This window comes from Georgenia subflava (assembly GCF_009193155.1).
Lineage (GTDB): Bacteria > Actinomycetota > Actinomycetes > Actinomycetales > Actinomycetaceae > Georgenia > Georgenia subflava.
Genome location: NZ_VUKD01000002.1, coordinates 766,142 through 784,090 on the forward strand (window position 1 = coordinate 766,142; position 17,949 = coordinate 784,090).

Below are 17,949 nucleotides of genomic sequence, written 5' to 3' on the forward strand. Positions count from 1 at the left end.
TGGACCGGTGAGTGCTGAGGACCTGGAGAACTACGAGACCGAGCTCGAGCTCGACCTCTACCGCGAGTACCGCGACGTCGTCGGACTCTTCAGCTACGTCGTCGAGACCGAACGCCGGTTCTACCTCGCGAACCATGTGGACGTGCAGGTGCGCTCCGCCGGGGGCGAGGTCTTCTTCGAGCTGACCCTCAACGACGCCTGGGTGTGGGACGTCTACCGCTCCGCCCGCTTCGTGAAAAATGTGCGCGTGGTGACGTTCAAGGACGTCAATGTCGAGGAGCTCGCCAAGCGCGAGCTCGAGGTGCCCTGACCGGACCGCTGGGCGCGACCTGACAGCGCCGGGTCCCGGGGCGCCGCCATCGTTCCGTAGGCGAGAACGCTCCACGCGGGCGTTGGGCCGTCTGATCGAACGGTAAGGACGTTCTCGGCGCTGTGGTGACGTCGGTCTGCTGCCGACCGGCCTGCACCGTGCTCAGGCGGCGCTGTGGTGCTGTCGGTCTGCTGGCGACCGGCCTGCTCCTATGCTCAGGCCATGACGGCTCCCGCACCTTCGCTCGCCGCCTCACGCCGACGCACCGCGGTCCTGACGGTGATCATCGCGGTGGCCACCGTCGTCCTGCTCTGGCTCATGCAGGGCATGGAGACCGTCTGTCAGGCCATCTACCCGGCCCCGGCGAGCTGCGCAGCGGACGCGCGACGCGTGCCAGGTCTCGTCTCCGGTGCGGCCACGATCGCGCTGGCCGGTGCCACCTTCGTCACCAACGCCGTCGCCGCGTCGCCACGTGCTCGCACCGTGGCGCAGGTGCTGCTCGGCGGGCTTGTCGTCGTCGCGATACTCGGACTCGGCTGGACCTTGGGCGCTTCAGGGTTCGTCCTGGGGTGGTGAGGGGCGGCTACTCCACCCGCGCCGCTCGTCTCGTCCGCGCCGCTTGTCGGCGCCGTCCGTCTTCCCGGCAGCACCCGGGATCCGCGTCCACAGGTGGCGGGCACCTTCCTGCCGTCGGCTTCACAGGTCGCACCTTCCTGCCGTCACCTCCACGGATCGCACTTTCCTGTCGTCGCCTCCACAGGCCGCACCCTCGTGCCGTCGCCTCCACAGGACGACCACCGAGGAGACCGTCAGGGGCCGTCCCGCAGGCACGGTGTCCGTGGAGGTGATGGTCGTGCGAGCGACAGACGCAGTGGGCCGGTACGGCGAGCGGGTCGCCGAGCGGCTGCTCACCGACCACGGGCTCGAGGTGATCGAGCGGAACTGGCGTTGCCGGGACGGCGAGATCGACCTCGTCGCGCTCGACCGGGGCACTGACGAGATCGTCTTCGTCGAGGTCAAGACCCGCCGGTCGACGACCTACGGCCCCCCGGCGGAGGCCGTCACCCGTGCCAAGCTCGCCCGGCTGCGGCGGCTGGCGGCGCTGTGGCTGCGCGCGCACGACCGGCACGCCGGGGGAGTGCGCGTCGACGTCGTCGCCGTGCTGGCACGCGCGTCCGGGCCTGCGCTGGTCGAGCACCTCAGGGCGGTGGGCTGAGTGGGTCTCGGACGTACGTGGACGGTCTGCCTGGTGGGGCTGACCGGCCATCTCGTCGAGGTGGAGGCCCACATGAGCCAGGGCCTGCCGGCGTTCACCCTGGTCGGCCTGCCCGACACCGCCGTCAACGAGGCGCGCGAGCGGGTCCGCTCGGCGGTGACCAGCTCCGAGGTGGTCTGGCCGAACCGTCGCACGACCGTCAACCTCTCGCCGGCGTCCCTGCCGAAGTCGGGCACTGGCCTCGACCTCGCCCTGGCTGTCGCGGTGCTGGTGGCGGCGGGGATGCCCGGTCAGGACGTGGCGGCCCGCACCGTCCACCTGGGCGAGCTCGGGCTGGACGGCCGGCTGCACCCGGTCCGCGGCGTCCTGCCGGCGGTCGCGGCGGCTGTCGCCGCCGGTCGCACCGAGGTGGTGGTCCCGGCGGGCAACGTCGCCGAGGCCACGCTGGTACCCGGCGCACGCGTGCACGGCATCGAGCACCTGGCCGAGCTCGTCCGGCAGTACGGCGGCGACGCCCGGGTGCCGCAGCTCGTCACGCACACGGCCGCCCGTCCGGTGGCGGCCGAACCCGCCCCGGACCCCGACCTCGCGGACGTGCTCGGCCAGGACGAGGCCCGCTTCGCGCTCGAGGTCGCCGCCGCCGGCGGTCACCACCTCTTCCTCCTCGGCGCCCCGGGTGCCGGCAAGACCCTGCTCGCGGCGCGGCTCCCCGGCCTGCTCCCGGACCTCAGCGAGCCCGAGGCCGTGGAGGTGACGGCCGTCCACTCGGTCGCCGGCACCTTCGATCCCGCCGCCGGCCTGCTGCGGCGCCCACCGTTCGAGGACCCGCACCACACCGCCACTCCCGCTGCAGTCATCGGCGGCGGCAGCGGCATCCCACGTCCCGGTGCGGCCACCCGCGCCCACCGGGGCGTGCTCCTCCTGGACGAGGCGCCCGAGTTCTCGCCGCGAGTGCTCGAGACGCTGCGCCAGCCCCTCGAGCACGGCGAGCTCGTCCTGCACCGCGCGGCCGGCACCGCCCGCTACCCGGCCCGGTTCCAGCTCGTGCTGGCCGCCAACCCCTGCCCCTGCGGCAAGGGCGTCGGCAAGGGCCTGAGCTGCACCTGCACCGCTGCCGAACGCCGGCGATACCTGTCCCGCCTCTCCGGCCCCCTGCTGGACCGGATCGACATCCAGGTCGACGTCGAGCCCGTCACCCGCGCCATGCTGGCTCTCGCGGCCGCCCCGGAGTCCTCCGCCACGGTCGGCGCGAGGGTCGCCGCGGCGCGCCGACGCCAGGCCGCCAGGCTCGCGGGAACCCCGTGGCGCACCAACGCCGAGGTGCCCGGCGCGTGGTTGCGCGGGCCCGACGCAGACCTGCCGGCCGACGTGCGCCTCGCTCTCGAGCGGGCCATGGACCGCGGCGCGCTGAGCATGCGGGGTGTCGACCGCGTCCTGAAGCTCGCCTGGACCCTGAGCGACCTGGCGGGGCACGACCGGCCCACCATCCACGACGTCGGCACCGCGCTGGGGCTGCGCACCCGAGGAGGCACCGATGGCTGACCTGCCGTTCGACACGAGCGACGAGCGCCTCGCCGCGGCGGCATGGAGCCGCCTGGTGGAGCCGGGCGACCCGGCTGCGGTCGGCCTCGTCGCCCATCTGGGCGGCGTCGAGGCCCTCGACTGGCTGCTGCTCGCCGCCGACGGCGGTGTGCGGACGCCGCCGCCGTGGGAGGCCGCAGTGGCCCGGTGGGCGCCGCGCCTCGAGAACCTCGACGTGCGCCGGGAGCTGGAGGTGCTCGACCGACTCGGCGGTCATCTGCTCGTCCCGGGTGACGCCCGGTGGCCGGCGGCCCTGGACGACCTCGAGGACCCGCCCTTCGCGCTGTGGGTGCGCGGCGGGAGCGCCGCACCGCTGGGCGGGACCCTCGCCGTCTCGGTCGTCGGCTCACGCGCGGCGACCTCGTACGGGCAGCGGGTGGCCGCCGAGCTCGCCGTCGGGCTGGCCGAGTCCGGTGCCACGGTCGTCTCCGGCGGGGCCTACGGCATCGACGCAGCCGCCCACCGCGGCACGCTGACGGTGTCGGGGACGACGACGGCGATCCTCGCCGGCGGGGTCGACCGGCTCTACCCGGCCGGCAACACAGCCCTGCTGGAGGCGATCGTCGCGACCGGCGCCGTCGTGTCCGAGGTGCCGCCGGGCTGCGCGCCGAGCCGCTCGCGCTTCCTGGCCCGCAACCGGCTCATCGCCGCGCTCGGCGCCGGGACAGTGGTGGTCGAGGCCGCCTGGCGCTCCGGCGCCCTGAGTACCGCCGGGCATGCCGCGAAGCTCTGCCGGCCGGTCGGCGCGGTCCCCGGCCCCGTCACCTCGATGGCCTCGGCCGGCTGCCACCGGCTCATGCGCGAGCAGGGTGCCGTGTGCGTCACCGACGCCGCGGAGGTCCTCGAGCTCGTGGCGCCGGTCGGGGAGCACCTGACCAGCGACCCGCCGGTCCAGCCCGGGCTGCTGGACGGCCTGGACGTGACGGCGTCCCGAGTGCTCGACGCGCTCCCGGTGCGCGGCTCGGCCCCCGTTGCGAACCTCGCCCGCACCGCTGGCCTGCCGGTGGACCAGGTGCGCGCCGCGCTCGGTCACCTCGAGCTGGCCGGGAGAGCCAGACGCACCGGCAGCACCTGGACGCGCAGCAGCTGAGGGCCGCGTACCGTGGGCGGGTGGGCAACGGGAGCGCAGCCGGCGGCGATGCCGTCGTCGACGCGTTTGCACGCCACCTGTCCCTGCAGCGCGGCCTGAGCGCGCACACGGTGCGCGCCTACGTCCAGGACGTCACCTCGCTGCTGGCCCGTCTCGGTGACACCGGCACCGACCTTGCCTCGCTCGACCTGACCGGCCTGCGCGCGTGGCTCGCCGACCAGCAGCGTCGCGGCATGTCCCGCGCGACCCTGGCCCGGCGCGCGGCCGCGGTGCGCACCTTCTGTGCCTGGGCCTACCGCGCCGGCCACCTCGACGTCGACGTCGGTGCCCGGCTGCGCAGCCCGCGCCCGGACCGTCACCTGCCGGTCGTGCTCGGCGTCGAGGACGCCGCGCACCTGCTCAAGGTCGCCGAGGAGCGCGCGGACGACGGCGACGCCCTCCACGTGCGCGACTGGGCCGCTCTCGAGCTGCTCTACGCGACCGGTGTCCGGGTGAGTGAGCTCGTCGGGATCGACGTCGGCGACGTCGACCTCGCCGAGCGCACCGTCCGGGTGACCGGCAAGGGCGACAAGGAGCGGGTCGTGCCCTTCGGGATCCCTGCCGCACGGGCCCTGTCGACCTGGCTCGACCGGGGGCGCGGGCGCCTCGTCTCGGCCACGACCGGCGCAGCGCTCTTCCTCGGCGCCCGGGGCGGTCGGCTCGACCCGCGCACCCTGCGCGGCATGCTGCACCGGCTCACCGCCGTCGCCGGTGTCCACGACCTCGCCCCGCACGGCCTGCGGCACTCCGCGGCCACCCACCTGCTCGCCGGCGGCTCGGACCTGCGCACCGTCCAGGAGGTGCTCGGGCACGCCTCGTTGGCCACCACCCAGCGCTACACCCACGTCACGCCGGAGCGATTACGCGCGGCCTACACCCAGGCCCACCCGCGGGCCTGAGCCGTCAGCCGGCGAGGTCCATCGTCGCGGGCAGCAGACGGACCACGACGTCGACACCCAGCAGGTCCATCGGGTCGACGTAGGTCCTCGCCGAGGTCCGTGCGCCCCAGTGCAGGCAGGTGGTCAGCTCCCACGGCGGACAATGTCCGGCCTCGAGCTCGCCCAGCACGTCGCCGGCCCGCACCCGCTGGCCGGCGACCACGGCCGGGCTGACCGGCTCGTACGTGGTGCGGACACCGTCCGGGTGCTCCACGGAGACTACCGGCCGGTCCACCACCGTGCCCGCGAAGACCACGACCCCGTCCGCGGCCGCGTGCACGGTCGAGCCGGCCGCGAGCTCGAGGTCGACGCCGCGGTGTCCGGGACCCCACGGAGCCTCGGGGGCGTCAAAGTCGCGTACCAGGTCGGCCTCCGCCCCGGTGGGCCAGCGGTAGTCGCCCGCCGGCGCCGCGCGACGGAGCAGCGCGGACGGGGAGGACGCCCCTGACGGACCGCTCGCCGGTGCAGGCCCCCCTGCGGCCGCACCGGCGGCGTCCGACTCCGCACGCGTGACCGCGGCAGCGGCGTGCCCGGCGAGGAGTGCGCCGGGTGCGGTGCTGGGAGCAGCCCTTCGGGTGGTGTCCCCGACGACGACGGTGCGGGGCAGCGTGCCTGCGGGGCTGCCACCCGCAGCGGGGCCGGCGACGGCGGCCGAGGACAGGGCCAGGCCCGCCACGGCGAGCAGGACCGCAAGGGCCGGGCGCGGCCGTGGTGTCGAGGTCATGACAGGAACGCTGCCGCGCCGGGACGGTGCCGAGCCGCGACGACGTCACTGCCTGTGGACGAGGTGGCATCGCCGTGGCCCTGTGGAGGCGACCCTGCATGCGCGCGGAGCCGGGAAGCGCGCCGTGGATTGCTGTCACGGCAGGTCGGCGGCCTGTCCGCGGACGCTCGCCGTACCCGCCGTACCCGCCGTACCCGCCGAACTCTGGGATCGGGCTCGGGTGGGTGGTCGCGTCGAACGCGCACAGCTCAACTTCCCTGCCGATCTGGTCGCCAGGGCGACCACATCGGCAGCGAAACTTCCAGGGCAACCACATCGGAAGGGAAATTGCGTGGACAGCCACCTCGGCGGCGCCGGTCCGCGTGGCGCTCGCCGCGCCGGTCTGCGCGACGACTGCCGCGCCGGTCCGCGTGACGCTTGCCGCACCGGCCCGCGTGCCGGTGCCCGGGCCGGATCGGATAGCATGGACCCCGCAACCGGCGAGAGTCGGTTGACATCGCGTGCCCGCACGTCGTCGCACCAGCCCCCGGCAGGCCCGGACGGCCTCGGTCGACGAGGCGAGAGAAGCAGCGGTCCCGTGCAAACGGGTGCTCAGCTCGTCGCAGGCACCAGGGTCCCGCGGCCAACCGGTCGCGGGCAGACAACCGGAATACGGGCCACGACGCGACGGCGGAGACGTCGAGCGTCCGCGGGCCCCTTCGCGTGCGGCGAGACCGCACCAGGAAAGGACGAGCCATGGCCGTCGTCACCATGCGCCAGCTCCTCGAGAGCGGCGTGCACTTCGGGCACCAGACCCGACGCTGGAACCCGAAGATGAAGCGCTTCATCTTCACCGAGCGCAACGGCATCTACATCATCGACCTCCAGCAGTCGCTGAAGGACATCGACCGTGCGTACGAGTTCGTCAAGGAGACCGTCTCCCACGGCGGCAACATCCTCTTCGTCGGCACGAAGAAGCAGGCCCAGGAGGCCATCGCGGAGCAGGCGCAGCGCGTGGGCATGCCCTACGTCAACCAGCGCTGGCTCGGCGGCATGCTGACCAACTTCGGCACCGTGCACAAGCGCCTGCAGCGCCTCAAGGAGCTCGAGCAGGTCGACTTCGACGACGTCGCCTCCTCCTCCTTCACCAAGAAGGAGCTGCTCATGCAGCGCCGCGAGAAGGACAAGCTCGAGCGCACGCTCGGCGGTATCCGCGACATGGCGAAGATCCCCTCCGCCGTGTGGATCGTGGACACCAAGAAGGAGCACCTCGCCGTCGCCGAGGCCCGCAAGCTCAACATCCCCGTCGTGGCGATCCTCGACACCAACTGCGACCCCGACGAGGTCGACTACCGGATCCCGGGCAACGACGACGCCATCCGCGCCGTCTCCCTGCTGACCCGCGTGATCGCTGACGCCGCGGCCGACGGTCTCGTCACCCGCCACGGCGGTGGCTCCGCCGAGTCGACCACGGCCGCCGAGCCGCTGGCCGAGTGGGAGCGCGAGCTGCTCGAGAGCCACGAGGCCGAGCAGTCCACCAAGACCTCGGTCGCCGCCGCCGACGCCCCGGCCGAGGCCGTGGCCGCCGCTGAGCAGACGGCCGGCTCCACCCACGACGCCGAGCAGGTCGCCGAGGCCGCCGAGGCCGCCGAGACGCCCGCCCCGGTCACCGAGGCTGACGACGCGAACACCACGCAGGTCGCGGACAACTCCGTCGCCGCCCAGGACGCCCAGGAGGCCGCGACGGCCACCGACGCCCCGGCCGACAACGAGCAGGCCTGACCCACCCACGCTGATCTGGAGAGGATCATCCATGGCGAACTACACCGCCGCTGACATCAAGGCCCTGCGCGAGAAGACCGGCGCGGGCATGCTCGACGTCAAGAAGGCCCTCGACGAGGCCGCCGGTGACCAGGAGAAGGCGCTGGAGATCATCCGCGTCAAGGGGCTGAAGGGCGTCGCCAAGCGCGAGGGCCGCACGGTCGCCGAGGGCCTGGTCGCCGCCGAGATCGTCGCCGACGGCGCCGGTGAGGTCGGTGTCCTGGTCGAGGTCAACTCCGAGACCGACTTCGTCGCGAAGAACCAGTCGTTCATCGACTTCGCGAACTCGGTGCTGGCCGCTGCGGTGGCCTCCGGGGCCGCCGACGTCGACTCGCTGCTCGCGGCCGAGGTCGACGGCGAGACCGTCGCCGCCAAGGTCGACGGCATCGCCGCGACCATCGGCGAGAAGATCGTCGTGCGCCGCGTGGCGCGCGTCAGCGGCGAGAAGGTCTCCAGCTACCTCCACCGCACCGCCAAGGACCTCCCGCCGTCGGTGGGCGTGCTGGTGGCCTCCGACGCCGCCGGCGCCGAGGTGGCGCGCGACGTGGCGATGCACATCGCCGCGTACTCCCCGAGCTACCTCAGCCGCGGTGACGTCCCGGCCGACGTCGTCGACTCCGAGCGTCGCATCGCCGAGGACACCGCCCGCAACGAGGGCAAGCCCGAGGCCGCGCTGGCGAAGATCACCGAGGGCCGCATGAACGGCTTCTTCAAGGAGAACGTCCTGCTCGACCAGGCGTTCGCCAAGGACCCGAAGAAGAGTGTCGGCAAGGTCGTCGAGGAGGTCGGTGGCACCCTCACCGGCTTCGTCCGCTTCCGCGTCGGCTCCTGACGTACCCCTCACCGGTGGCCCCGGTCCGGCAACGGGCCGGGGCCACCGGCGCACCCGGGCGGCGACGACGCACGCCCGACCGACCAGTACCGTCACCGCAGGAGGCCCCATGACCGAGGACGACAGCACGAAGCACCGTCAGCGACGAGTGCTCCTCAAGCTCTCCGGGGAGGTCTTCGGCGGCGGGCACGTCGGTCTCGACCCCGACGTCGTCTTCGCCGTCGCCAAGGAGATCGCGCGGGCGGTCGCCGACGGCGTCCAGGTGGGCATCGTCGTCGGCGGCGGCAACTTCTTCCGCGGCGCGGAGCTCTCCCAGCGGGGGATCGACCGCTCCCGCGCGGACTACATGGGCATGCTGGGCACCGTGATGAACGCCCTGGCCCTGCAGGACTTCCTCGAGCAGGCCGGGGTGCGCACCCGGGTGCAGACTGCGATCACCATGGGGCAGGTCGCCGAGCCGTACATCCCGCTGCGTGCCATCCGCCACCTGGAGAAGGGGCGCGTGGTCGTCTTCGGCGCCGGCGCCGGCATGCCGTTCTTCTCCACCGACACCGTGGCGGCCCAGCGTGCGCTGGAGACCCACTGCGACGAGGTCCTCGTCGGCAAGAACGGTGTCGACGGCGTCTACACGGCCGACCCCCGCACCGACCCGACGGCGCAGCGGCTGGACCACCTCACCTACGACGAGGCCATCCGCCAGGGGCTGCGGGTGGTCGACGCCGCCGCGTTCAGCCTCTGCATGGACAACGACCTGACGATGCGGGTCTTCGGCATGGGCGAGCCCGGGAACGTCACCAGGGCCCTGCGTGGTGAGAAGATCGGAACGCTCGTGACCGCCAACCCCCACAACACCAAGGAGTGACGCCGTGATCGACGACGCCCTGCTCGAGGCCGAGGAGAAGATGGACAAGGCGGTGGAGGTGGCCCGCGAGGAGCTCAGCCACATCCGCACCGGACGCGCCAACGCCGGCATGTTCAACCCCATCCTCGTGGACTACTACGGCGCCCCCACCCCGCTGCAGCAGCTCGGGTCCCTCACCATCCCCGAGGCCCGCACCGTGCTGATCACGCCCTACGACCGCACGGCGTCGAGCGCGATCGTCAAGGCGCTGCGCGAGTCCGACCTCGGCGTGAACCCCACCGACGACGGCAACGTCATCCGCGTGGTGCTCCCGGCCCTGACCGAGGAGCGCCGCAGGGACTACGTCAAGCTCGCCAAGACCAAGGGCGAGGACGCGCGCATCTCCATCCGCGCGATCCGCCGCAAGGCCAAGGAGGAGCTCGACCGCATCAAGAAGGACGGCGACGCCGGCGAGGACGAGGTCGACCGCGCCGAGAAGGAGCTCGAGGCCCTGACGAAGAAGCACGTCGAGGTGGTCGACACCGTCCTCGAGGGCAAGGAGCGCGAGCTGCTCGAGGTCTGAGCCAGCTCACGTGGTGCGATGACCGACGAGGCCGCTTCCCCCGAACGCCCGAGCGCCGTCCAGCGCCTGCGCGAGGCGCGGGACCGTGCGCGCAGCTCGCTGGTGGAGCCGGCGCCCCCGCGGCCGCGGGACCCACGGCCGACCGGGCGCGCCGGCCGGGACCTGCCCGCCGCCATCGGCGTGGGTCTCGCGCTGCTCGCCGTCGTCGGCCTCAGCCTGTTCGTCCGCCGCGAGGCGTTCGTCGTGCTCGTGGTCGTGGCCGCCTGCGCGGCCCTGTGGGAGCTCGCCGGCGCGGTCACGCAGCGCAGCATCCGCATCCCGGTGCTGCCCCTGTGGGTGGGCACCGTGGGCATCATCGTCTCCGCGTGGGTCGCCGGTGCCGAGGCCATGCTCATGGCGTTCACGCTCACGGCGGGCGGCGTCTTCGTGTGGCGGGTGCTCGACGGCGGGGGGCGCCAGGCGGTCCGCGACGCCGCCGCTGGCATCTTCGCCGCCGCCTACGTGCCCTACCTCGCCGGCTTCGCGATCCTGCTGCTGCGCCTCGAGGACGGCGCCTGGATGGTGCTGACCTTCCTCCTCGTCACGATCGCCAACGACGTCGGCGGGTACGCGGCCGGGGTGCTCTTCGGGCGCACGCCCATGGCCCCGTCGATCAGCCCGAAGAAGTCGTGGGAGGGCATGGGCGGCTCGCTCGTCCTCACCGTGGCCGTCGGGGTGGTGATGGTCGCCGTCGTCCTGGACGGCGAGTGGTGGGCCGGGGTGGTGCTCGGCGTCGCCGCCGTCGCCGCCGCGACCACGGGTGACCTCGCCGAGTCGCTGCTCAAGCGGGACCTGGGCCTGAAGGACATGGGCGCCCTGCTGCCGGGTCACGGGGGCATCATGGACCGCCTCGACTCGCTGCTGGTGTGCGCGCCCGTGTGCTACCTCATCCTCCGGACGACCGCCGGACAGTGATCCGCCGGCCGGCGGGATGAGAGGATGGCGCACGTCATGAGCCAGCAGACCCCCGCCCAGCCCCAGGTCCGTCCGTCCCACGAGGTCGAGCCCGGCGGCCGGCCCACCCTGACCTTCGCCGCGCGGCGGCGCGGCAAGCCGCCGCGCCACCTCGCCGACCTCACGACGGCGGAGCGTTCCGCCGTCGCGGTCGAGCTCGGGCTCCCCGCCTACCGCGCCGACCAGCTGTCCCGGCACTACTTCGCCCACCTCACCCGCGACGCCGCCGACATGACCGACCTGCCGGCGGCGGCCCGCGACCAGCTCGCCGAGACCCTGGTCCCCGAGCTCGTGACGAAGGTGCGCGACCTCTCCGCCGACAGGGGCACGACCGTGAAGTCGCTGTGGCGGCTCTTCGACGGCGCCATGGTCGAGTCGGTCCTCATGCGCTACGCCGAGCGCACCACCCTGTGCGTCTCCTCCCAGGCCGGCTGCGGCATGGCGTGCCCGTTCTGCGCCACCGGGCAGCAGGGCCTGACCCGCAACCTCTCCACCGCGGAGATCGTCGAGCAGGTGCGCCTCGCCGCCCGGGCCTCGCGCGACGGCGAGCTCGCCGGCGGGCCTACCAACCTGCGCAACGTCGTCTTCATGGGCATGGGCGAGCCGCTCGCCAACTACAAGGCAGTCATCGGTGCGGTCCGCCGCATGGTCGACCCGGCGCCCGCGGGGCTCGGCCTCTCGGCCCGGCACATCACCGTCTCCACCGTCGGGCTGGTCCCGGCGATCGACAAGCTCACCAAGGAGGGCATCCCGGTCACCCTCGCGGTGTCCCTGCACGCCCCGGACGACGAGCTGCGCGACGAGCTCATCCCCATCAACTCCCGGTGGAAGGTCGGCGAGCTCCTCGACGCCGCCCGCCGCTACTTCGAGGCGACCGGTCGACGCGTCAGCATCGAGTACGCCCTCATCAAGGACATGAACGACCACGCGTGGCGCGCCCAGCTCCTGGCCGACGAGCTCAACGCGCGCGGGCGAGGCTGGGTGCACGTCAACCCCATCCCGCTCAACCCCACCCCGGGCTCGATCTGGACCGCGAGCGAGCGCGACGTGGAGAACGCCTTCGTCGACACGCTGCGTGCGGCCGGTATCCCGACGACCGTGCGGGATACTCGCGGCAGCGACATCGACGGCGCGTGCGGCCAGCTCGCCGCCGAGGTACTGGTGCCGCCGGCACCGCAGACGGGCACGGAGGAGCGAGGAGAGGGATGAGCACGATGTTCCCGCCGGCGGGGCGGACGCGCACCGGCTACGACCGCGCGCAGGTCGAGGAGTTCTTCACCCGCGCGCGGGCCGCCTACGAGTCGGGCGAGCCCGGGGCCACCGGCCCCACCGACACCCTCGACGAGAAGGACGTGCGCTCCGCCGCCTTCGACCTCGTGCGGGACGGCTACGCGACACCCGCCGTCGACGCCGCCCTGGACCGGCTCGAGGCGGCCTTCGTGCAGCGCCGCCGCACCGCCTTCGTCTCCTCCCGGGGGGAGTCGGCGTGGATGGACCACATCGCCGACCTCGCCACCACCCTGTACCCCCGGCTGCTGCGCCCGGCCGGTGAGCGGTTCCGCGCACCGGAGGGCGGCCGCGGCTACGACCGGGACGCGGTCGACGCGCTGCTGGAGCGCCTCGTCGCCTACTTCGACGACGGCGGCGAGCTCACCTCCGCCGAGCTGCGCGCGGCCACCTTCCCCGTCGCCCGAGCCTCCCGCGCCTACCACGAGGGCACGGTGGACGCCTACCTCGACCGTGCCGTCGAGGTCCTCGTCGCGGTCGAGTGAACGCGTGAGCGAACCCACCGACGTCGTCATCCTCGGCTCGACCGGCTCCATCGGCACCCAGGCGCTGCAGGTGATCGACGCCGCACCGGCCGGGACCTATCGGGTCCGCGCCCTCTCCGCCGGCGGCGCGAACCTCGGGCTGCTCGCCGAGCAGGCAGTCGCCCACGAGGTGCCGGCGGTGGCCGTGGCGGACGCCGACGCCGCCGGGCCCCTGTGCAAGCTGCTGGGCGACGAGCTCGCCCGGACGGGGCGCACCGGACCGCCGCCGGAGGTCCTCGCCGGTCCCGACGCGGCCACCGAGCTGGCCGGCTCGCTCGGGGCCGCCGGCCGCGGCGTCGTCCTCAACGGCATCACCGGCTCCGTGGGGCTGGCGCCGACGCTGGCCGCCCTGCGCTCCGGCGCGACCCTCGCCCTGGCGAACAAGGAGTCCCTCGTGGTCGGCGGGGCGCTCGTGCGCGCCGCCCAGGTCCGACCGGGCCAGGTCGTGCCGGTGGACTCCGAGCACTCGGCGATCGCGCAGGCGCTGCGCTCCGGCCGGCACGAGAAGGGGATGACCAGCGAGGTCGTCACCGGCCGCACGGAGGTCCGACGGATCGTCCTGACCGCCTCGGGCGGCCCGTTCCGGGGGCGGACCCGTGAGGAGCTGGCCACGGTCACCCCCGCGCAGGCCCTGGCGCACCCCACCTGGGCGATGGGGCCGGTGGTGACCGTCAACTCGTCCACGATGGTCAACAAGGGGCTCGAGCTGATCGAGGCGCACCTGCTGTTCGACGTCCCGGCCGAGGACGTCGTCGTGGTGGTCCACCCGCAGTCGGTGGTGCACTCCATGGTGGAGTTCCACGACGGCTCGACCATCGCCCAGGCCTCGCCGCCGGACATGCGGCTGCCCATCGCCCTGGGCCTGACCTGGCCCGCGCGTGCCGAGCGGGTGGCTCAGCCGTGCCGCTGGGACGAGGCCACCGCCTGGACGTTCGAGCCGCTCGACGAGGGCGTCTTCGGGGCGGTGCGGCTGGCACGCGACGCCGCCGCGGCCTCGGCCACCCACCCGGCGGTCCTCAACGCCGCCAACGAGCAGTGCGTGGCCGCCTTCCTCGACGGGCGCCTGGACTACCTGGGCATCGTCGACGTCGTCGAGGAGGTCCTCGCCGCGCACGACGGTGCCCCAGGGGAGCGGCTCGACCTCGACGTCGTCCTCGGCGCCGAGGACTGGGCACGCGCCCGGGCGGACGAGCTCGTCGCCCGCCGCGCCTGAGCTGCCTGGCCCCGCGCCCCAGCTGCCTGGCCCCGCGCCGAGCAGCCCGCCCCGCGCCCGGGCGGCCCGCCTCCCGCCCGAGCAGCCTGCCCCCGCGACCGGGCAGCCTGGCTCCGCGCCCGAGCGGTCCAGCAGCCTCCCAGGTTCGCGGAGGATGATGGACCCACCACGTCTGTCCGCCCGACGCGTCCGGCTCCGCCCGACGCCCGCCCGCACCGCAAGCCGAACCGCCCGAAGGAGAGAAGAGCCGTGGACTTCGTCATCGGGGTGCTCATCCTCGCGGTGGGCCTGCTGCTCTCGATCGCGCTGCACGAGATCGGGCACCTGGTGCCCGCCAAGCGGTTCGGCGTCAAGGTCCCGCAGTACATGGTCGGCTTCGGCAAGACCCTGTTCTCGCGCACCGTGAACGGCACCGAGTACGGCGTCAAGGCGCTGCCGCTCGGCGGCTACGTGCGCATGGTCGGCATGTACCCCCCGGCACGCGGGGTCGCGCGCCGGCGCCGGGACGGGCGGGCCACCGTGGTCGAGGAGGCCCGCGCGGCCGCGCTGGAGGAGATCGGGCCGGGTGAGGAGCACCGCGCCTTCTACCGGCTGAGCGTGCCGAAGAAGCTCGTCGTCATGCTTGGCGGACCCACGATGAACCTCCTCATCGCGGCCGTCCTGCTCGGGGCGCTCGCGGTCGGCCTCGGCGTCGGGCAGTACACCACCACCCTCGGCGTCGTGCAGCAGTGCGTGCCCGACGACCCGGCGCAGACCGAGTGCGCCGCGAGCGACCCGGCCGCCCCCGGTGCCGCGGCCGGTCTGCAGGCGGGCGACCAGGTCCTGCTCTGGGGCGGCACCGAAGTCACCGCCTGGCAGGACATCGCCACGGTGATCGCCGACGGCGGCACGGGACCGACCGAGGTCACCGTCCTGCGCGACGGCGAGGAGGTCGCCGTCACCGTGACCCCCGAGGCGGCCGAGCGTCCGGTCGTCGACGACGCCGGCGAGGTGGTCCTCGACGGTGACGGCGAGCCGGTCACCGAGATGCGGCCCTACGTGGGCATCGGGCCGACCTTCGAGCTCGTGCGCCAGCCCGTCACCGAGGTGCCCGGCCTGGTCTGGGGCACCTTCACCGCCACCGTCGAGATCGTCGTGACCCTCCCGCAGCGCCTGGTGGACATCGCCCAGGCCGCGTTCGGCACCGAAGAGCGCGAGCCTGGCGTCGTCGGCCTGGTCGGGGTGGGGCGCTTCGCCGGCGAGATCGCCTCGCTGGAGGGCGAGGGGTACGGGCTGCCCGAGCGCTCCGCCGACATGCTCTCGCTCCTCGTCTCGCTGAACATGGCGCTCTTCGTGTTCAACCTGATCCCGCTCCTCCCGCTCGACGGCGGACACATCGCCGGCGCGCTGTGGGAGGGCGCCCGTCGGCGGATCGCGCTCTGGAGCGAGCGGCCGGACCCCGGCCCGGTGGACACCGCACGCCTGCTGCCGGCGACGTACGTCGTCGTCGCCCTCCTGCTGGGCATGAGCGTGCTGCTGGCGTACGCGGACATCGTCAACCCGTTGAGCCTGACCGGCTGACCTGTGTCGGAAGGGCTCGGCCGGCGGCCGGCGGGGGACCGCGGGGCCGGCTCGTCCCGGCCCCCATGACCGCTCTCACTCCCCGCCGGGTGGGTACGTGACGACCCGGGTGCGATACTGGGGCGCGTGACGACTCCCATCTCTCTCGGAATGCCGACGGTCAAGGAAGCGCCTCCCGTGCTCGCGCCGCGGCGCCCCACGCGCAAGATCCGGGTGGGTTCGGTCGACGTCGGTGGCGACGCCCCCGTCTCCGTGCAGTCGATGACCACGACGAAGACGCACGACATCAACGCCACCCTCCAGCAGATCGCCGAGCTCACGGCGTCCGGCTGCGACATCGTGCGGGTCGCGTGCCCGACCGACAAGGACGCCGAGGCGCTGCCGATCATCGCCAAGAAGTCCCAGATCCCGGTGATCGCGGACATCCACTTCCAGCCGAAGTACGTCTTCGCCGCGATCGAGGCCGGCTGCGGCGCGGTGCGCGTGAACCCGGGCAACATCCGCAAGTTCGACGACCAGGTCAAGGAGATCGCCCAGGCCGCCTCCGACGCCGGGGTCTCGCTGCGGATCGGCGTCAACGCCGGCTCCTTGGACAAGCGGCTGCTGGAGAAGTACGGCAAGGCCACCCCTGAGGCGCTCGTCGAGTCCGCCGTCTGGGAGGCCTCCCTCTTCGAGGAGCACGGCTTCCACGACTTCAAGATCTCGGTGAAGCACAACGATCCGGTGGTCATGGTGCGCGCGTACCAGATGCTCTCCGAGCGGGGCGACTGGCCGCTGCACCTCGGGGTGACCGAGGCGGGGCCCGCGTTCCAGGGCACCATCAAGTCCGCGACCGCCTTCGGGGCGCTGCTCAGCCAGGGCATCGGCGACACCATCCGCGTGTCGCTCTCCGCCCCGCCGGTGGAGGAGATCAAGGTCGGCAACCAGATCCTGGAGTCGCTCAACCTGCGGCCGCGCAAGCTCGAGATCGTCTCCTGCCCCTCGTGCGGACGCGCGCAGGTCGACGTCTACGAGCTCGCCGACTCGGTCACCGCGGGCCTGGAGGGCATGACGGTCCCGCTGCGGGTGGCCGTGATGGGCTGCGTCGTCAACGGACCGGGCGAGGCCCGTGAGGCCGACCTCGGGGTGGCCTCGGGCAACGGCAAGGGGCAGATCTTCGTCAAGGGCGAGGTCATCAGGACCGTGCCGGAGGACCAGATCGTCGAGACCCTCATCGCCGAGGCGACCCGCATCGCGGCCGAGATGGGTGAGCCGGCGGGCGGTCCGACGCCCGGCGCCGCTCCCGTCGTCACGGTCAGCTGACGGCAGGCTCCCGCCGTGGCGCTGTGGCGCAGGTCGGTCCCGACGGTCCGGCCGCTCGACGCCGGTGACCGCGACGCCGCCCTGGCGGTGTGCCTGCGGGACCCGGTCGGCGCCGTCCTGGCGGGCGTGCAGGCCGAGCGGCTCGGCGAGCCCGGCCCGCCCGGCACCGAGTTGCTCGGCATCTTCGGCAGCGACGACCCCGACGCCGGGCCCGCGGGCCTGTGCTGGGCCGGGGCGAACCTCGTCCCCGTGCAGGTGGGCGAGCTCCTCATGGACGACCTCGTCGAGCACGTGCGACGGCGGGGCCGGCGCTGCTCCTCCATCGTCGGGCCGGCCGAGGAGGTGCTGTCCCTGTGGGACCGCCTCGCGCCGGTGTGGACGCGGCCGCGCGAGGTCCGCCCCGACCAGCCGTCGATGGTGATCGACGGCGATCCCGCGGTGCCCGCCGACCCGGCGGTGCGCCTGGCGCAGCGGGACGAGCTGGCCGAGGTGGTGCCGGCCAGCGTGGCCATGTTCACCGAGGAGGTCGGCTACGACCCCACGGTCGTGGGCGGCGCGTACGCGGCCCGCGTGGCCGAGCTCGTCGCCAACGGCCGGACCTACGTGCGCATCGACCGCGACGAGGTGATCTTCAAGGCCGACGTCGGCGCCCTCGCGCTGGGCGTCGCGCAGATCCAGGGCGTGTGGGTCCATCCCGACCACCGCGGCCAGGGCCTGGCGAGCGCCGGCATGGCCGCCGTCGTGGCAGATGTCCGGGCGCGGCTCGCGCCGACCGTCTCGCTGTACGTCAACAGCTACAACACCGCGGCCCTGGCGCTGTACGACCGCGTGGGCTTCCGCCGGGTCGGCACCTACGCCACCGTGCTGTTCTGAGCATCGAACAGCGCTGGGCCCGGGCCCTCTACTGAACGAATGACCGCACGGCCCGCTGCGGCCGGCTCGCCGGATGCGCGGGGTGAGGTCTTCCGGTCCGAGCTGCTCTGAAAGTAGTGATGGCATGAAGGAGCGGGGCCTCCGCTCCTCGGGAGTCCCTCCAGAGGTAGATCCTGGAGGTGGCTTCACTCTCAACGACGATGGAGGCCCCTGATGGAAGGGTACGCAAGTAGTCAGCAGTTC

The 17,949-nt window shown here is 73.5% G+C and carries 18 protein-coding genes; 17 read left to right on the forward strand and 1 reads right to left on the reverse strand.

The window, feature by feature from the left end; genetic code table 11:
- Nucleotides 1-7 precede the first annotated feature (7 nt).
- From GD748_RS10015 to GD748_RS10040, 6 genes are all read left to right on the forward strand, one after another.
- Nucleotides 8-310, forward strand: a complete 303-nt coding sequence (locus tag GD748_RS10015) for a DUF2469 domain-containing protein (RefSeq protein WP_152194995.1) — start codon at nucleotides 8-10, stop codon at nucleotides 308-310.
- Nucleotides 311-532: 222 nt separating this feature from the next.
- On the forward strand, nucleotides 533-886 hold the full coding sequence (locus tag GD748_RS10020; RefSeq protein ID WP_152194996.1) for a hypothetical protein: 354 nt from the start codon (nucleotides 533-535) through the stop codon (nucleotides 884-886).
- A 277-nt stretch (nucleotides 887-1,163) separates the two neighbouring features.
- A complete protein-coding gene (locus GD748_RS10025; protein ID WP_152194997.1) occupies nucleotides 1,164-1,526 on the forward strand; it encodes a YraN family protein in 363 nt (120 codons plus the stop codon).
- Entirely contained in the window at nucleotides 1,527-3,068 is a 1,542-nt protein-coding gene (locus tag GD748_RS10030; protein WP_152194998.1) for a YifB family Mg chelatase-like AAA ATPase, read from the forward strand.
- Complete coding sequence (gene dprA / locus GD748_RS10035) at nucleotides 3,061-4,197, forward strand: DNA-processing protein DprA (protein ID WP_152194999.1); 1,137 nt, start codon at nucleotides 3,061-3,063, stop codon at nucleotides 4,195-4,197. Before GD748_RS10030 ends, dprA begins: the two co-directional genes overlap by 8 nt.
- Before the next feature lie 20 nt (nucleotides 4,198-4,217).
- Nucleotides 4,218-5,135 carry a tyrosine recombinase XerC gene (locus tag GD748_RS10040; protein WP_226921075.1) on the forward strand — a complete coding sequence of 306 codons (918 nt, stop codon included), beginning with the start codon at nucleotides 4,218-4,220 and terminating at the stop codon, nucleotides 5,133-5,135.
- Nucleotides 5,136-5,139: 4 nt separating this feature from the next.
- Here the strand turns inward: GD748_RS10040 and GD748_RS10045 are convergent, their stop codons facing one another.
- Nucleotides 5,140-5,898, reverse strand: a complete 759-nt coding sequence (locus GD748_RS10045) for a M23 family metallopeptidase (protein WP_152195000.1) — start codon at nucleotides 5,896-5,898, stop codon at nucleotides 5,140-5,142.
- A gap of 735 nt (nucleotides 5,899-6,633) precedes the next feature.
- Here GD748_RS10045 and rpsB point away from each other — a divergent pair.
- From rpsB to GD748_RS10105, 11 genes are all read left to right on the forward strand, one after another.
- Nucleotides 6,634-7,659 carry a 30S ribosomal protein S2 gene (gene rpsB, locus GD748_RS10055; RefSeq protein WP_152195002.1) on the forward strand — a complete coding sequence of 342 codons (1,026 nt, stop codon included), beginning with the start codon at nucleotides 6,634-6,636 and terminating at the stop codon, nucleotides 7,657-7,659.
- Nucleotides 7,660-7,690: 31 nt separating this feature from the next.
- Entirely contained in the window at nucleotides 7,691-8,530 is an 840-nt protein-coding gene (gene tsf / locus GD748_RS10060) for a translation elongation factor Ts (protein ID WP_152195003.1), read from the forward strand.
- Nucleotides 8,531-8,639: 109 nt separating this feature from the next.
- Nucleotides 8,640-9,392, forward strand: a complete 753-nt coding sequence (gene pyrH / locus GD748_RS10065) for a UMP kinase (protein WP_152195004.1) — start codon at nucleotides 8,640-8,642, stop codon at nucleotides 9,390-9,392.
- 4 nt (nucleotides 9,393-9,396) lie between these two features.
- Nucleotides 9,397-9,954: a ribosome recycling factor gene (gene frr / locus GD748_RS10070; RefSeq protein WP_152195005.1), complete on the forward strand. Its 558-nt coding sequence runs from the start codon at nucleotides 9,397-9,399 to the stop codon at nucleotides 9,952-9,954.
- 18 nt (nucleotides 9,955-9,972) lie between these two features.
- Nucleotides 9,973-10,908, forward strand: coding sequence for a phosphatidate cytidylyltransferase (locus GD748_RS10075; RefSeq protein ID WP_152195006.1), 936 nt, complete (start codon nucleotides 9,973-9,975; stop codon nucleotides 10,906-10,908).
- 36 nt (nucleotides 10,909-10,944) lie between these two features.
- Nucleotides 10,945-12,156, forward strand: coding sequence for a 23S rRNA (adenine(2503)-C(2))-methyltransferase RlmN (rlmN, locus tag GD748_RS10080; protein ID WP_226921077.1), 1,212 nt, complete (start codon nucleotides 10,945-10,947; stop codon nucleotides 12,154-12,156).
- Nucleotides 12,153-12,719, forward strand: a complete 567-nt coding sequence (locus tag GD748_RS10085; RefSeq protein WP_152195008.1) for a DivIVA domain-containing protein — start codon at nucleotides 12,153-12,155, stop codon at nucleotides 12,717-12,719. The genes rlmN and GD748_RS10085 overlap by 4 nt, the downstream gene beginning before the upstream one ends.
- Before the next feature lie 4 nt (nucleotides 12,720-12,723).
- Nucleotides 12,724-13,971, forward strand: coding sequence for a 1-deoxy-D-xylulose-5-phosphate reductoisomerase (gene dxr, locus GD748_RS10090; RefSeq protein WP_152195009.1), 1,248 nt, complete (start codon nucleotides 12,724-12,726; stop codon nucleotides 13,969-13,971).
- 249 nt (nucleotides 13,972-14,220) lie between these two features.
- The gene (locus tag GD748_RS10095) at nucleotides 14,221-15,531 is read left to right on the forward strand and encodes a M50 family metallopeptidase (RefSeq protein ID WP_152195010.1); all 1,311 of its coding nucleotides are present in this window, start codon (nucleotides 14,221-14,223) and stop codon (nucleotides 15,529-15,531) included.
- A 150-nt stretch (nucleotides 15,532-15,681) separates the two neighbouring features.
- Nucleotides 15,682-16,833, forward strand: a complete 1,152-nt coding sequence (gene ispG / locus GD748_RS10100; protein WP_152195106.1) for a flavodoxin-dependent (E)-4-hydroxy-3-methylbut-2-enyl-diphosphate synthase — start codon at nucleotides 15,682-15,684, stop codon at nucleotides 16,831-16,833.
- A gap of 15 nt (nucleotides 16,834-16,848) precedes the next feature.
- Nucleotides 16,849-17,706, forward strand: coding sequence for a GNAT family N-acetyltransferase (locus tag GD748_RS10105; RefSeq protein WP_152195011.1), 858 nt, complete (start codon nucleotides 16,849-16,851; stop codon nucleotides 17,704-17,706).
- The last annotated feature ends 243 nt before the right edge of the window (nucleotides 17,707-17,949 follow it).

Coding starts and splice junctions, on each gene's coding strand:
- ispG (WP_152195106.1), top strand. CDS start 15,682: ATGCCGACGGTCAAGGAAGCGCCTCCCGTGCTCGCGCCGCGGCGCCCC.
- rpsB (WP_152195002.1), top strand. CDS start 6,634: ATGGCCGTCGTCACCATGCGCCAGCTCCTCGAGAGCGGCGTGCACTTC.
- GD748_RS10045 (WP_152195000.1), bottom strand. CDS start 5,898: ATGACCTCGACACCACGGCCGCGCCCGGCCCTTGCGGTCCTGCTCGCC.
- rlmN (WP_226921077.1), top strand. CDS start 10,945: ATGAGCCAGCAGACCCCCGCCCAGCCCCAGGTCCGTCCGTCCCACGAG.
- pyrH (WP_152195004.1), top strand. CDS start 8,640: ATGACCGAGGACGACAGCACGAAGCACCGTCAGCGACGAGTGCTCCTC.
- tsf (WP_152195003.1), top strand. CDS start 7,691: ATGGCGAACTACACCGCCGCTGACATCAAGGCCCTGCGCGAGAAGACC.
- GD748_RS10085 (WP_152195008.1), top strand. CDS start 12,153: ATGAGCACGATGTTCCCGCCGGCGGGGCGGACGCGCACCGGCTACGAC.
- GD748_RS10075 (WP_152195006.1), top strand. CDS start 9,973: ATGACCGACGAGGCCGCTTCCCCCGAACGCCCGAGCGCCGTCCAGCGC.
- dprA (WP_152194999.1), top strand. CDS start 3,061: ATGGCTGACCTGCCGTTCGACACGAGCGACGAGCGCCTCGCCGCGGCG.
- GD748_RS10020 (WP_152194996.1), top strand. CDS start 533: ATGACGGCTCCCGCACCTTCGCTCGCCGCCTCACGCCGACGCACCGCG.